This is a genomic window from Bacillus sp. NTK074B, from assembly GCF_017303375.1.
GTDB lineage: Bacteria > Bacillota > Bacilli > Bacillales > Bacillaceae_B > Rossellomorea.
The window spans coordinates 136,203-150,094 of sequence record NZ_JAFKOH010000008.1; the positions used below are offsets into that span (position 1 = coordinate 136,203).

Annotated in this window: 15 protein-coding genes; 11 read left to right on the forward strand and 4 right to left on the reverse strand. The window is 38.4% G+C overall.

Annotated elements, in window-relative coordinates; translation table 11 throughout:
- Positions 1–12 precede the first annotated feature (12 nt).
- Positions 13–1,830, forward strand: coding sequence for an asparagine synthetase B family protein (locus JI667_RS14715; protein WP_206856252.1), 1,818 nt, complete (start codon positions 13–15; stop codon positions 1,828–1,830).
- A 314-nt stretch (positions 1,831–2,144) separates the two neighbouring features.
- The gene (locus tag JI667_RS14720) at positions 2,145–3,857 is read left to right on the forward strand and encodes an ABC transporter ATP-binding protein (RefSeq protein ID WP_206856266.1); all 1,713 of its coding nucleotides are present in this window, start codon (positions 2,145–2,147) and stop codon (positions 3,855–3,857) included.
- Between the two features lie 50 nt (positions 3,858–3,907).
- On the opposite strand, the gene JI667_RS14725 is transcribed toward JI667_RS14720, so the two are convergent.
- Together JI667_RS14725 and JI667_RS14730 are read right to left on the reverse strand one after the other, a co-directional pair.
- The gene (locus tag JI667_RS14725; RefSeq protein WP_206856270.1) at positions 3,908–4,918 is read right to left on the reverse strand and encodes an ABC transporter permease; all 1,011 of its coding nucleotides are present in this window, start codon (positions 4,916–4,918) and stop codon (positions 3,908–3,910) included.
- The gene (locus JI667_RS14730; protein ID WP_206856273.1) at positions 4,918–5,790 is read right to left on the reverse strand and encodes an ABC transporter permease subunit; all 873 of its coding nucleotides are present in this window, start codon (positions 5,788–5,790) and stop codon (positions 4,918–4,920) included. Before JI667_RS14730 ends, JI667_RS14725 begins: the two co-directional genes overlap by 1 nt.
- Positions 5,791–6,211: 421 nt before the next feature.
- On the opposite strand from JI667_RS14730, the gene JI667_RS14735 reads away from it, so the two are divergent.
- The 3 genes from JI667_RS14735 to JI667_RS14745 all read left to right on the forward strand — a co-directional run bounded on the left by JI667_RS14735 (position 6,212) and on the right by JI667_RS14745 (position 8,887).
- A complete protein-coding gene (locus JI667_RS14735) occupies positions 6,212–7,072 on the forward strand; it encodes a hypothetical protein (RefSeq protein ID WP_206856276.1) in 861 nt (286 codons plus the stop codon).
- A gap of 757 nt (positions 7,073–7,829) precedes the next feature.
- Positions 7,830–8,351 (forward strand): hypothetical protein, encoded by a 522-nt coding sequence (locus tag JI667_RS14740; protein WP_206856278.1) that lies wholly within the window; start codon positions 7,830–7,832, stop codon positions 8,349–8,351.
- Positions 8,352–8,362: 11 nt separating this feature from the next.
- Entirely contained in the window at positions 8,363–8,887 is a 525-nt protein-coding gene (locus tag JI667_RS14745) for a hypothetical protein (protein ID WP_206856283.1), read from the forward strand.
- Positions 8,888–8,913: 26 nt separating this feature from the next.
- Here the strand turns inward: JI667_RS14745 and JI667_RS14750 are convergent, their stop codons facing one another.
- Positions 8,914–9,330 (reverse strand): DUF4362 domain-containing protein, encoded by a 417-nt coding sequence (locus tag JI667_RS14750; RefSeq protein ID WP_206856286.1) that lies wholly within the window; start codon positions 9,328–9,330, stop codon positions 8,914–8,916.
- Positions 9,331–9,413: 83 nt separating this feature from the next.
- Here JI667_RS14750 and JI667_RS14755 point away from each other — a divergent pair, with 83 nt between their 5' ends.
- The 6 genes from JI667_RS14755 to JI667_RS14780 all read left to right on the forward strand — a co-directional run bounded on the left by JI667_RS14755 (position 9,414) and on the right by JI667_RS14780 (position 13,474).
- On the forward strand, positions 9,414–9,860 hold the full coding sequence (locus tag JI667_RS14755; protein ID WP_206856289.1) for a hypothetical protein: 447 nt from the start codon (positions 9,414–9,416) through the stop codon (positions 9,858–9,860).
- Between the two features lie 506 nt (positions 9,861–10,366).
- Complete coding sequence (locus JI667_RS14760) at positions 10,367–11,227, forward strand: hypothetical protein (protein WP_206856303.1); 861 nt, start codon at positions 10,367–10,369, stop codon at positions 11,225–11,227.
- Complete coding sequence (locus tag JI667_RS14765; RefSeq protein ID WP_206856304.1) at positions 11,224–11,535, forward strand: hypothetical protein; 312 nt, start codon at positions 11,224–11,226, stop codon at positions 11,533–11,535. Before JI667_RS14760 ends, JI667_RS14765 begins: the two co-directional genes overlap by 4 nt.
- A complete protein-coding gene (locus JI667_RS14770) occupies positions 11,489–12,844 on the forward strand; it encodes a replicative DNA helicase (RefSeq protein WP_244668346.1) in 1,356 nt (451 codons plus the stop codon). Before JI667_RS14765 ends, JI667_RS14770 begins: the two co-directional genes overlap by 47 nt.
- 62 nt (positions 12,845–12,906) lie before the next feature.
- Positions 12,907–13,191 (forward strand): hypothetical protein, encoded by a 285-nt coding sequence (locus tag JI667_RS14775; RefSeq protein ID WP_206856307.1) that lies wholly within the window; start codon positions 12,907–12,909, stop codon positions 13,189–13,191.
- A gap of 109 nt (positions 13,192–13,300) precedes the next feature.
- Positions 13,301–13,474 carry a hypothetical protein gene (locus JI667_RS14780; protein ID WP_244668335.1) on the forward strand — a complete coding sequence of 58 codons (174 nt, stop codon included), beginning with the start codon at positions 13,301–13,303 and terminating at the stop codon, positions 13,472–13,474.
- 89 nt (positions 13,475–13,563) lie between these two features.
- Here JI667_RS14780 and JI667_RS14785 read toward each other — a convergent pair whose 3' ends face one another.
- Positions 13,564–13,791: a hypothetical protein gene (locus tag JI667_RS14785; protein ID WP_206856309.1), complete on the reverse strand. Its 228-nt coding sequence runs from the start codon at positions 13,789–13,791 to the stop codon at positions 13,564–13,566.
- Between the last annotated feature and the right edge of the window lie 101 nt (positions 13,792–13,892).

The window sequence follows — 13,892 nt, forward strand, 5'->3', positions numbered from 1 at the left end:
CAGGAGGAACATATGGGAACTGTCGCTGGTTTTATTAATCGCGATCAACCAGAAAGTAGAACACATATTCAAGATATGCTGAAAGTAGTCTCGTATAGGGGCAATGACTTTGTAGATAGTAAAACAGAATCGGGTGGAATCGCCTTTGGCCAAAGTCATTCTGATACCACTCCTGATTCGAGATATAGATCCATCCATCATCGCCTTCAAGGAACCGATTATTTCGTTGCTTTAGACGGAAGAATTGACTACAGAGATGAAATATGTGAAGTTCTTGGGTTAAGAAATGAGCCTGAGGTTTCTGATTCATTCTTACTTGTTAAGGCATACATGGCATTTGGAAACCGATTTGTAGAAAAGATTCAAGGAGATTTTGCTTTTTCAATATGGGATTCGGATAAGAAAAAACTCATTCTAGCAAGAGACAGGATGGGAAACAAGAATCTATTCTACTATATTAGGGGAAACAGTATTGTATGGTCATCTGAAATAAAACAATTATTTCGATTGAAGGAAGTCCCTCAAAGAATAAACTCAAAATACATTCAGAGCTTTTTGTTAGATAATCCCCATGCTGAACAAGAAACTGCTTATTATGAAATTAATAGATTAAAAGCAGGTAGTCTACTTCTCTACGAAAATGATCAAATCGAGATTCACGATTATTATCAATTTACTCCTAAGGTTTTTCATCAGATTGATGAAAAGGAACTGAATGAGCAATTTCTTGAGTTATTAACCACCACAATTCATAACCATCTTCGAAGCAGTGGTCCCGTTGGTGTATCTTTGAGTGGTGGACTGGACTCATCATCGATCTATTCGATAGCATCTATGCTCGGAAATGAAAATATGAAGACCTATTCATATTTATTTAAGGAAAACGCTAGCGAAGATGAAAGCGAATATATTGAGGCTGTAATCGATAAATACCCAAGCTCCCATTCTTTTTTGAATGCAGATGAAGAATGGTATTTCAAAGGTGACATTAATTTGATAGCCTCCTATGATGAACCATATCCCTTTTTTAATAAGAGTTTTGCTACCAAGATTCCAAATCAAATGGTAGAAGATAATATTAAAGTTTCTCTAAATGGAATGTATGGTGATGAAGTATTATATGCCAATCTTTTCTATTTATCAGGATTACTTAAGCAAGGGAGAATCATTCCATTATTTAAAGATATGATGAGGTGGAGAGGAGAATTTCCTCTTTGGGAGTTGATTTTCCACTTTATGTTCAAGTCAAAACCAAGATCTGAAGAGTTCATAGCACCTTGGATTAATAAAACTTGTTTTGACTCTACTATGCTAACTAAGCGACTTTCGTCAACATATAATCACTTCGAATGGAATCGCGAGGATATTTCTGAATATTATAATTTCTTGATTTTTCGTTCCGGCCATGAATGGACAAATCAGTACATTACTTCATCGAGGGGAATTGATGTAAGGATGCCGTTTAGAGATGCAAGAGTCATGGAGTTTCTTGCAGGTATTCCTATACATATGAAGATAAACCCTGGAACAAGTAAGGTAATCCTTAGAAATTCACTAAAGGGAATTCTTCCAGAAGAAGTAAGGACCAGAAATAGTAAAGGATCACATTTATCCGTGATGCTTAATGGATTTAAGAAAGAGTGGAACCAAATAAAAGAATATTATCACTGCCCTATTCTAAAGGGTATGGGTTATATAGATGAGCAACTAGTAATGGAAGAATTTAAAAGGTATTATGGTGGATTTGTTTCAGATTTTAAACACCATTCAAGCTTAATGCGGGTTTTAGCATTAGAAATTTGGCTTAGCAATAAAACTCACATGTTGTAATATTATTTTCGTTTATAATTTGGCAGGTAAATAAACTATGAGGTGATAATAATGAAAAAAACGTATACTGCTCCTACATTAATTAAAATCGGTAATGCAATTGAATTGACTCAAGCCAAGTGTATTGGCGGTTGGGCTGAATGTTTAGACTGTGACCTTTTCTACCACACTAAATGTGGCCATTAATTTAATTAATAGTTAAAAATACAAATTGTTCTTGTACTATCTTGATTAAATGAAATATACCTGCCAATTATAATATATCAAAGGCTCTGTTTTATTTAAACAGAGCCTTTACTAATGGAGGAGTCTAAATGACCTTAATGCAATTAATAACGCACCTTCGAGTAAATAAAAAATTCCTTATTCCAGTCGTCCTCATTCTCATTATATCTCATGTTCTAGTACAATCATTTTTTCCTTACTTAACCAAAATAATCATTGATGATGTTTTTGGGAAGGGAAATTTTGATTTATTATCTAAGATATTGATTTTTACTGTCCTATTAGCTTTAAGCAGCGGGATTTTAGAATATATAAAAAAATATATTATTGTATTTTTGGCTGAAAACATGGTCGCCAATTTCAAAGAGGACCTAATCAAAAAAATAAGAAATCTGAAATACATCAATTATGAGAAAAAGGATACAGGTGAATATGTCTCAATATTTCAAAATGATATCAATTGGTTATCTCACCTACTTAACTGGACATTTCCGAGCTTTGTGCAAGTCGTCTTGCAAGTTATTGTAACATCCGTGATTCTATTTAACTTGAGTTGGAAAATCACTTTGCTCGCTCTTATTACCTTTCCAATTCCATTCGTCATTAATTATTTATTCACAAAAAAAATAAAAGATACATCAACTCAGGTACAACATTCTTTAGGAAATCAGACAAAACTTCTTGGAGAAAGTTTGAAGGCTACAAAAGAAATTAAGGTTTTTAGACGAGATGACTGGGATACTAGAAGATTAAAAAATGTTTTCAATGAAATTATCCCTTTACAACTTTTTGCAACTCATTATAGAACTACTTCCTTGAGCATAAATATGGTCATGCACTGGGTAATTCTAGGTATGTTGTATTGGATTGGCGGGGGACTTGTTCTAAAGGAAACGATTTCATTGGGTACTATGATAGCGTGTGTTTCTTATTTAACTAGTCTATTTGGGCCGTTAAATCAAATTTCATTAATCTATAATGACATTCAATCTGCATTAGGCGGATTAAATGAGGCGAAAAACATATTATCTGAAGAAAAGGGATTAGTAGAAAGATCGCCTGAACAGTCACTAATCCAAACTGGTATCCAGAAAGACATCACACTAAGAGATGTTACTTTCTCTTATGACGGTAAGGAAAATGTACTCAGAAACATAACGCACAGTTTTGAAAAAGGAAAAACAACAGCAATTGTAGGAGAAAGCGGAAGTGGAAAAAGTTCTTTGATGAAAATACTTGCTGGTTTATATGCGGCTGATATGGGTGAGGTTATAGGATTAGTAAATCAACAAAAGGCAATTGTATTTCAGGATAGTCACTTTTTCTCAGGTACAATTTATGAAAACATTGTATTTGGATTAGAGAATATTTGTGAAGAAAAACTGATTAATGTTTGCAAAATTGCTCAGGTTGATAGTTTTGTACAGAATTTACAAGAAGGATATAGCACAATGATGGGGGAAGATGGAGTTCGCCTTTCGGGAGGTCAAAAACAAAGAATTGCATTAGCAAGAGCTTTATTATCAGAACCAGATTTATTATTATTAGATGAAGCCACGTCAGCTCTTGATCCCAAAACTGAAAGAATGGTTAATCATAATATTATGCAAAGATACACCGAGAAAATGACTCGTATTACAGTAGCACATAGGCTGGAGAGTATACGAAATGCGGACTATATCATTGTGTTAAAAGATAACACAATTGTTGAGAAAGGAACGTATGAAGAATTAATAAGAAACAAGAATGAATTTTGGAACCTTCATGCATCAGAAGAAAATAGGGAGTTATCATTAATCTAAACAATAAGCAAACAAAAAAAGACCCATTAGGTCTTTTTTTGTTTCTTGTTCTATAAATGTATACGTTTAAAATCTTGTTTCTGTAACGGACCTATTGGTTTACTTACTTTGGGGGTGTGACGTTTTCGGTCCTTTTTAAAGTAATAGGAATAACCAGAGGTCGAACGTACATATCCCTCTATCATAAGCGCTACTGCAAACATTGTACTTGCAAAGAATAGGATTGGAGTTAATGGAACCCATGGGGCGCCTTGTAAATACCTAAATGAGTCTCCAATTAGTCCGGACCATTCATATGTAATGGATTTTGGTGGATCTGGCATGATTGAGTAATCCACATTGGTGCCCCCGACAAATAATTTTAACAACCCTAGGTGAATGAAAATAATGAGTGTTTGCATCACTTGCTGTCCGAATAATATAAACAGTTTTTCTTTAATCATTGGGAATATATGTTTGGTAATAATCCTGTACTTGCTTGCTCCTAATATTTGAGCACTAAGTATGAACTCTTCTTTATAAATTAAAGAGATTTCATTTCCAAGAAGTGCAGAAATAATGGGCACAATAAGTAAAGTGAGGACTAGAATTTCGATTAAGAATCTTTGGAAAATCGTTGTGGTAAAACCATTAAACGGTTCCCATAGAACTGGAAAAAGTAAGAAATACGCTAAAATGGACAACGGAATATAATGAAATGAATCAATTAATCCATTTATGGATTTCTTGTATTTTTGTAAATAGATACCTATGATGAACCCAATTGGTAAAGCTATCATCACCCTTAATAAGGCAATCAAGATTGCGGTTAGAATCGTGTACTTACCACCTATGATTATTTTCCCTAATAAGTCCAGACCGAGGGGGTCTGTACCGAATGGATATGCCCACTTTGGAGAAATAGGGGCAGATTCAATTGGCATGGCATTCTCTGAAATAAAGTAGAGTTTCCGTACCTCATTGCCCCATATCATGGTGTAAACAAAACTGGCTAAAACGATACAAGCAATAAAAACAAATCCGGATAAAAATAGGGGATCTTTCCATACGTTACGTCTCATTACAAAGCCTCCCCTTTGTTGGACTGTTTAGATAATATGATTTCACCTAAATTATAAAAGAAAAATAGTGGAATAAAGATACTCAATAGAGCTAATGTAAATAGTTTAGGCTGTAAAGTTGACATTAGGAATCGTGTAATACCGGGAATATTAAACAATAATTCAATCACAAATAAATTGGATAACATAAACCATATCGTTTTCTTAGATTGAAAAAAAACACTGATTATAGCATTCCTAAAAATATGAACAATCATAATAAAAAATTTGCTTAATCCAATTGATTTGGCAAGTAGTACATAATCTTTCGACTCTTCTTGTTCAAAAGTCATAATCGATAATCTAAAAAGTTGAATTGTCGGGAGCAATGCAAGAATAATAATAGGTAGTAAATACACTTTGTCATCGTAAGTAGAAGCAATCCCTACTAGGATTAATCCAGACTGTTTGTAGTATAAAACGATTAAAATCTGAATGAATAAAATGATAAGAATATCAGGTAATGTTTCTAGGAGATAAAATGTAAACTTAATTCTCCTTCTTATATTCTCCGAAAATAGCATCGTTATGATCGTTATGGAGATTGCTACCAGTAATGACAAGAAAAAAGAAGAGAATAAGACAGTAAGTGAATATTGAATGGGGTCCCAAAGGTAAGGAAATAGATCCCGTTCCTTCTGTCCGCCAATCACTTTGTAAGTCAGTTCGGAAGGATGAAAGATAGCATAAATAATAGAATATATTTCATTTAAATACTCAGTGAAGAATAGTTTTCCTTGAGTTACACCCGATACAAGAACCGGTAAACCTCCAATGAGTAGAATCCCCACGATAGACAAAATGAAATTTTTAAGAATATGTATAAACTTCATTTATTTCTCCCCCTCTTATTTACAATAAATAAATGTTTATTAGTAAAATTATACCAAATTTGTGGTGCGTATGGATGAATTATTCTTAGAGTTATATTTTGAATTTATCTATTGGATATCTTAATTACGGAATAGATGTAATAAAGGTGGATTTTACTTAGGTTCCAATGGACCTGTATGGATCTTAATGGGAACGGTATACTCTAGAAAGATTCTAAGCATTAATGTACATGTACAACTGGATTCATATGAAAGTACGAAGGAAGGACCAATCTTCAATTGGTCTATAATCATATACCTTTTTAAAACATTCGGACCCCACCCGAATGTTTTTTTTATAAAAAATGATCCATAGGGTGTCCCTTTCACTCCCATCCCCCTATATAAAGGGTGAAACCAAAACGAAATAGGAGTGATTGTAATGAATGGATGGAGAAAGCTTGAGACAGGTATGTTGGATAAGGAGACGTTTCATCACCCGGAGGATCTTCGGTTGTATGTGTTGGTTTTGTTGAATGCGACGTATCAAGGCGGGGTTCAGGTTGGCGGTGTGGTGCTTGGGGAGAGGCAGTATGTGCGTTCGCTCCGGAAGCTGCGGGAGGATCTGTGGTTCTATAATGGGAAGAAGATTGATGAGTATTCACATTCGCGGATTCAGCGTTCGATTAAGCGGTTGGAGAAGTGTGGGTGGTTGAAGGCGGAGAAGTATGAGCATGGGTATGTGTTTACGCTAAGGCCGACGAAGGATTTCGCCTGTGGGGAGTATTTGAGTTGGATGGGGATGTCTAAGAAGGAAGAGGGACGTGAGGAATCCGGTGGTGACCAGCCTGATGATGGGGCTGGTTCCGGAGGGTCTTCGTGCGGTGAAAAGGTTGTGAAACAGGTGCGGAGAGAACCTGCAAACAGACTTAAGAACTTAGAGAAAGAAGAGATCTTAGAGAACAACAACATCAACACCACTGCCACTAGAGACGCTAAGGATGTAAATAGGCTGCAGGCGCTGATCGGACATTTCGTCGGAAGGAGGGGGCAAGGCTTTCTGTTGACGCCGATGGATCACGTGGCGATGGAGCGGATCAGTTTGAGCGAGTTGTCGACGGATGAGCTGATTATATTCATGGATGAGCAGTTTGACAAGCAGGAGAGCATTAATCCCAAGCTGACGATCAACAGTCCGAAGTATTTGGAGAAGGCACTTGAGGCGTATATCACTCCTCGGCAATCGATGCAGGACATGGATGACTTCTTGGAGGGGCTTGAGGAGATTGTGACGGAGGCATGACGTCCGTGGAGTTCAGGGAGCTGGTGAAGATGATCAAGGGGGGCTTATCCTCACCGGCTGCTCAGTCGTGATACGGCGATCATCTGGTTTCCACACATATGATATGTAGTAGAGGTGAGATGAGTCTTAAAGTGGTAATGGACGACTATTTCAATGATGTAAAGTAAGAGCATAAGATAGCGGAAAGAAGCCATATCAAAAATCGAGTAACCATTGATGATGCAAGTAAGAAAGCAAGAGGTGACCACTCATCAATAAGATGATCACTGATTATTACCGTCATCATTTGGAGTGAATCAATTGAACCGTGTTATAACATATGCAATATTATCGCATAATCTTTAAATGGAAAAAAGGACCATCATCAACACCAAAGATAGTCTTTTTCTGTATAATTTAAGGGTGTCTAACCTCGTAGTTTCTCTAACTACTTTACAAAAATAATAGGTTGAAAGAGCAAAAGTGTGAAATCCTATCAAGCAAGGACTGTCAACTTTAATATAGCGTTCACAGCTTGAATATGTATTATGTTCTCATATAATGGGGTGATTTCTTGTTTATACTTTATTCAAATATATATTTTTAAATAAAACCAAATATATAATGCTTAAAAGAATATATTTTTAGTATTATCGAGCAATCATAACATTTTTAGCAAAAAAGGAACTCATAACTATAAATATATTAGATTAAAGTATATAAAGAGAAAGGAGTAGTTTGGGTATTTTTTAATAGTAAAATATAGGGAGGAAATAATATGGTTAAGAAATCGAAATTGTTGAGTTATGGACTTGCAATAGTTGTAGGATCTTCATATTGGATAGGTTTAGGGGTAGCAAATGCCTCTACAGGTTCTGATCATCAATCAATATTTGATTCTGTTGATGGAGGCGAAATTAGGTGGGGGGGAACTACCAAGTATTCTAGTTATGTGAGTACTTCTCATACAGTCTGGGAAAATGTAGGAAGGATTGATTTTGCCAAGGATACAGCTACGACTATACAGGATTTAACATATGATGATGTATATACAACTGAAGGAATTTATGGAAGGTGGACTCCTCTTGCAGGTGCTGACAAATTAATATTTAATGACCGTTTATTGCAAAATGCAAGTTCTTTTGTCAAAAATCATGTTGCTGCACACGAAGCTGGACATGCTTTAGGTATTAAAGATCATGGTGATTCAAAATATAATGGGATTCTGATGTCAGCAAAGAAAATGGAAGTAGCTACACCCCAATCACATGACAAATCTGATTATAATAGCAGATGGTAGGAGGAAATAGTATGAAAAAAATAAACAAAAAAGTCATAGGCATAGCTTTAACCTCTTTTTTAGTCTCTGGTTTATCTTATGTTTATCTCTATAAACCTAATGATGAATTGGTAACACATGCTAAGTTCGCAATGGATATATACGACGAAAATGAAGTGGTTGATTTTGCCGAGGATGTAGCAGTTGCGAAGGTATTGGAGAAAAATTCTGTAAAAGAAGATGGGCTAGGCGTTTACACTCCCTATACTGTAGAGATAGATTCTATTGTAAAAGGCAAATTACAACCTGGACAAGAAATTCAAATATCTCAACGCATAGGGTACGACAATAAAGAAAAGAAACATATAAAATTAACAGAAAATGACCAATATTTAGAAGTCGGAAATACCTATATATTTTCTCTCACATATGATGACAGAGAAAACATTTATAGAATAGTAGCTCCCGAGACTGGAAACACAAAGGTAAAGGAACTTAAAGAAAAAAAAATTGACAAAGAAATAGTCGGCAAATTTCAAAAAGCTGCCCGTGAATAAAGACAGCTATTTAAGATAATTACCTATTAATTTGTATGGGCGTCTAATAACTCTATTTCATCCAGTCCTTCAACAGCTTCACCCTTACAATCACTGACATAATAATTTGTTTGATTATAATTAGTACGTTTATCTATATTCTTACATGAGTACTTCTCAATGAAATCTCCTCCGACAACGGATCTAGAAATGTTAATCATGTTATTTGAATAAGTTACTTGAGATTTGATATCTGTCCCATCTTTTCCAATATGAATGATTTCAACATGAGCTTCTTTTCTGTTTTTGACATTAGAATAAAATTTTTCAAATAACTTTATATTCCCAGTAAATTCATGACTTTCAGTCACAACATTTGTGTCATCAATATCAATATCACTTTTGTTACATCCTGATATTGCTAAACCACAAGCAACAAGTAAGATACAAAATATTTTTTTCATTATATTTCCCACTTCCCTCATGTATGAGTGTTTATTATTTACCTATTAATAACATATTAAGGAATTTTATGGAGGTTGTAAATATGAATAAAGTCTTTAATTCCAAAATTAGAGTAATGAAAGGTCTTATTTTAGCAAGTTTTATATTCCTAATGCTCCCTTCTTCTTCGTTGGCATCAGAAAATATAAACTACGGTGCTGGGACATGGGATCCTGTCGGCTATAAAGAATCAATATATATTCAAACTGATAACTTTGAAAGAACTCAAACAATAACATCAGGTGGGGGTAACGTACAAATTAGAGTTACCGAAGCTTCGAATCAATATTACCGACTTTTTTTATATGCGATAACTGACAGTGGTTATGTTAAATACGTACCTGCTTCTCCTAAATATGGATATGGTAATGCTAATATTACTTGGGATGTCTCACCATTTGTAGGTTCTGATGGAAAAGTAGAGGTATTTGCAGATATTGGATATGGAGAAGTGTCGAATGATCATGTGAAAATTCAGTTTTATGATTGAACACAATTATCGTTATGATGAATTTAATTTTCCTAATCCAGAGTCTCTTGTTATATGATACAGGTAGACAATAATCAAAATATTTTATAATAACTAAACTTTAGTCCCCCGAAAAGGAATTCATTTTGATCAATTTTTTTCAAAATGGATTCTTTTTTTATATAAAATAAAGAGCGATTTTCCATTTTGGATTAAACTTATTCAAAACCAACATCACATCAATCACACTACCAGATTACTTTATTGACGCATTTTTCCTACAGATAATCAATTCAATAATCCGTAGGGGCTTTTTATGAAGTATAAATTAAAGATTGACCAAGCTTAGGATAGTTAAATACCTAAATATGCTCTAGGTACCATTATTATAATATTATTAATCTCCCAGAAAACATTCGGACCCCACCCGAATGTTTTTTTTATAAAAAATTTTTCCATAGGGTGTCCCTTTCACTTCCATCTCCCTATATAAAGGGTGAAACCAAAATGAATGAGGAGTGATTGGAATGAATGGATGGAGAAAGCTTGAGACAGGTATGTTGGATAAGGAGACGTTTCATCACCCGGAGGATCTTCGGTTGTATGTGTTGATTCTGTTGAATGCGACACATAAAGACGGGGTTCAGGTTGGGGGTGTGGTGCTTGGGGAGAGGCAGTATGTGCGGTCGCTCCGGAAGCTGCGGGAGGATCTGTGGTTCTATAATGGGAAGAAGATTGATGAGTATTCGCATTCGCGGATTCAGCGTTCGATTAAGCGGTTGGAGAGAGATGGATGGCTGAAGGCGGAGAAGTATGAGCATGGGTATGTGTTTACGCTGAGACCGACGAAGGATTTCGCCTGTGGGGAGTATTTGAGTTGGATGGGGATGTCTAAGAAGGAAGAGGAACGTGAGGAATCCGGTGGTGACCAGCCTGATGATGGGGCTGGTTCAGGAGGGTCTTCGTGCGGCGAAAAGGATGTGAAACAGGTGCGGAGAGAACCTGCAAACAGACTTAAGAACTTAGAGAAAGAAGAGATCTTAGAGAACAACAACATCAACACCACTGCCACTAGAGACACTATGGATGTAAATAGGCTGCAGGCGCTGATCGGGCATTTCGTTGGCAGGAGGGGACAAGGCTTTCTGCTGACGCCGATAGATCACGTGGCGATGGAGCGGATCAGCTTGAGCGAGTTGTCGACGGATGAGTTGATTAAGTTTATGGATGAGCAGTTTGACAAGCAGGAGAGCATCAATCCGAAGCTGACGATAAACAGTCCGAAGTATTTGGAGAAGGCCCTTGAGGCGTATATCACTCCTCGGGAATCGATGCAGGACATGGATGACTTTTTGGACGGGCTTGAGGAGATTGTGACGGAGGCATGACGTCGGGTGAGTTCAGGGAGCTGGTGAAGATGATCAAAGGAGCGTATCCTCACCGGCTTCTCAGTCGTGAGACGGCGATCATCTGGTTCCGGCACCTGAAGGACTGTGAGTATGACGGGGTGAAGAGGCGGATCGAAGCCCATATCAAGGTGAGCCCGTACATGCCTACGATTTCTGAGCTGTATGAACAGCCGGTGGAGGAATCGACGATACTACAAACCATGGAAGCGTGGGAAAAAGAAGGAGCGATACGAATTGAGGATGAACGACGAAACGAGTGGACACGACCTGCACCACCATGGGGCTGAGGAGCAGCTGCTTCGGGAGTTGCATGAAGCGGAAAGCATGATCATTGGAGCGGTTCTTATGGAGCCTGGTGTCTTGGATGAACTGACCTTGGAGGAGAAGCATTTCAGTCTGGTGAAGAACCGGTTGATTTTTAAAGCGATGAAGGGGCTGCAGAAGAAGAGGCTTGAGATCAATCTGGTCATGGTGGTGGAGGAGCTCGGCGATGACATTGAGAATGTCGGAGGGGTTCAGTTTCTCCTGGCTCTTGCCAACTACTGCCCGACGACAGTGAACATCGAGCAGTATGAACAGATTGTCCTGAAGTATTACGAACTGAGCCTCATCAAGAATTCGGCCCATCACTTCCTGAACGCCTACACCCCGGAATCCGCACAGGGCCTCTACAAAGCACTCATCGACATGCACACGAATGCGACGATCGATGAAGAAACGAAGGACGACATCATCATGGATCTCTATGAATCTCTTTACGTGGAGAGGGACGGACTTCCTGGTGTCTCGACGGGATTCGAGAGCCTGAATGCGCTGACGGGAGGGTGGAAGGAAGGGGAGCTCATCATCTTGGCGGCGAGACCATCCATGGGGAAGACGGCTTTTGCCATCCAGCTTGCTTGGGAGTGCACGAGGGAGAAAGGCGTGAGCATGGTGTTTTCCCTGGAGATGAGTTCGAGGCAGATTATGCAGCGACTTCTTTCAAGTATCACGGATATCAACATGATGAAATGGCAGAATCCCTATAAGTATTTGACGAGGGACGAGATGCCGAGGATGCACGGGGCGATGAACGCCGTGTATAAAGCGAAGCTCGAACTGTCGCAGAACGGGATGATCACGTTGCCCGAGATCAGACAGCGGATCATGAATCTGAAGCGGGAGTACCCGACGGAGCCGTTTCTCGTGGTGATTGATTACCTGCAGCTGATCACGGTGAAGGAGCGGTTTGACCGGCATGATCTGGCGATTGGCCATATTACGAAACAGCTTAAGGGAATGGCGAAGGAGTTTGGGATTCCGATTATCCTGTTGTCGCAGCTATCGAGGGGAGTGGAGTCCAGGGATGATAAGCGGCCGAGGCTGTCGGATCTACGTGACTCGGGGAATATCGAGCAGGATGCGGATGTGGTGTTGTTTCTGTACCGGGATGATTACTACTATCCGGACTCGAAGAACGGGCAGGAAGTGGAAGTGAAGATTGCGAAGAACCGGAATGGGCCGGTGGGGACGGTGAAGCTGGAGTTTGTGAAGGAGTTTGGGCGGTTTCGTGGTGGGTGGATGAAGCAGGGGGACGGTTCTGTTGCTTCGGTTTGAGTGAGGCGGGGGACAGGTCCGTTGGCTCTTGGGTAGGTGATGATAAATGGGGAGGGATTGGGATGTTGGTGACGGAGTATGCGAAGGGGAATGAGGCGGAGGTTCGGATGGAGAGCTTGAAGGTATATGGGGTGTTGATGGGGTTGTTGCGTGAGGAGCGGGAAATGCGTGAGGATGGATTTGTGTTGGTGAGTTATCGGGAGTTGTGGGAGGGGTGTAAGGAGGCTGGGCTGTTGAGTGGGATGGATGAGGGGTTCGCGGTGATGATGGATATGGTGGGTGTGGTGGAGGATTGGGGATTGATTGGGAGGGAGAGGGTTAGTGGGGGGAGTTGGGTGAGGTGTTAGAGGGATTTACGGAATGAAACATGTGGATAATACGAGTTATGGTATAATAGAATGACAATTAAACGAAAACGATCTGTCGAGAGGGCATACTATAACCAGGAGTGATAGAATGCATAAAGATATCGAGAAATTTGATCATGCTTTTCCTGACGGGGTATTTGCATTCCCAGGACCCGCCGAATCCACCAAAGTGAAAATAAGGGCATTGGACAAATACTGCAAAGAACGCGGTGTTCAGCCAAAAGATTTAACAGACGAAGAAATGCGACAGTTTCTTGTTTAATAGCTAAAAAGGGACGTATCTCACTTTGACAAAAGTGGGATACGTCTCTTTTTCCATGTTGTGTTTTACGGATTAGGTAGAGATGAGCTTCACTCCAACATCTCCTTTATTTCTTCTTTTGAAAGAATCGGATTATCTTCCTCCAATGCCTTCAATAACTGTCTTTCCTCATCAGGATCTGTCACTTGGTAACGATCATCTTTACTGACTTCTTCTACTTCCATTAATAAGTACTTTCGTTTGCCGACTTGGATGTATGAATGCCCAGATTGAATTGCCTTTTTAACATCATCTTGATCAATTCTTATAGGTTCCATTTACATCACCAACTTTATTTTATTTATCTTCATTATAAATCATCTGTATTTAAGAATGAATTACTGTAAAATAGTGCCTGCCCCCTACAAGGACGACATTA

Coding starts and splice junctions, on each gene's coding strand:
- JI667_RS14715 (WP_206856252.1), top strand. CDS start 13: ATGGGAACTGTCGCTGGTTTTATTAATCGCGATCAACCAGAAAGTAGA.
- JI667_RS14720 (WP_206856266.1), top strand. CDS start 2,145: ATGACCTTAATGCAATTAATAACGCACCTTCGAGTAAATAAAAAATTC.
- JI667_RS14725 (WP_206856270.1), bottom strand. CDS start 4,918: ATGAGACGTAACGTATGGAAAGATCCCCTATTTTTATCCGGATTTGTT.
- JI667_RS14730 (WP_206856273.1), bottom strand. CDS start 5,790: ATGAAGTTTATACATATTCTTAAAAATTTCATTTTGTCTATCGTGGGG.
- JI667_RS14735 (WP_206856276.1), top strand. CDS start 6,212: ATGAATGGATGGAGAAAGCTTGAGACAGGTATGTTGGATAAGGAGACG.
- JI667_RS14740 (WP_206856278.1), top strand. CDS start 7,830: ATGGTTAAGAAATCGAAATTGTTGAGTTATGGACTTGCAATAGTTGTA.
- JI667_RS14745 (WP_206856283.1), top strand. CDS start 8,363: ATGAAAAAAATAAACAAAAAAGTCATAGGCATAGCTTTAACCTCTTTT.
- JI667_RS14750 (WP_206856286.1), bottom strand. CDS start 9,330: ATGAAAAAAATATTTTGTATCTTACTTGTTGCTTGTGGTTTAGCAATA.
- JI667_RS14755 (WP_206856289.1), top strand. CDS start 9,414: ATGAATAAAGTCTTTAATTCCAAAATTAGAGTAATGAAAGGTCTTATT.
- JI667_RS14760 (WP_206856303.1), top strand. CDS start 10,367: ATGAATGGATGGAGAAAGCTTGAGACAGGTATGTTGGATAAGGAGACG.
- JI667_RS14765 (WP_206856304.1), top strand. CDS start 11,224: ATGACGTCGGGTGAGTTCAGGGAGCTGGTGAAGATGATCAAAGGAGCG.
- JI667_RS14770 (WP_244668346.1), top strand. CDS start 11,489: ATGAACGACGAAACGAGTGGACACGACCTGCACCACCATGGGGCTGAG.
- JI667_RS14775 (WP_206856307.1), top strand. CDS start 12,907: ATGTTGGTGACGGAGTATGCGAAGGGGAATGAGGCGGAGGTTCGGATG.
- JI667_RS14780 (WP_244668335.1), top strand. CDS start 13,301: ATGCATAAAGATATCGAGAAATTTGATCATGCTTTTCCTGACGGGGTA.
- JI667_RS14785 (WP_206856309.1), bottom strand. CDS start 13,791: ATGGAACCTATAAGAATTGATCAAGATGATGTTAAAAAGGCAATTCAA.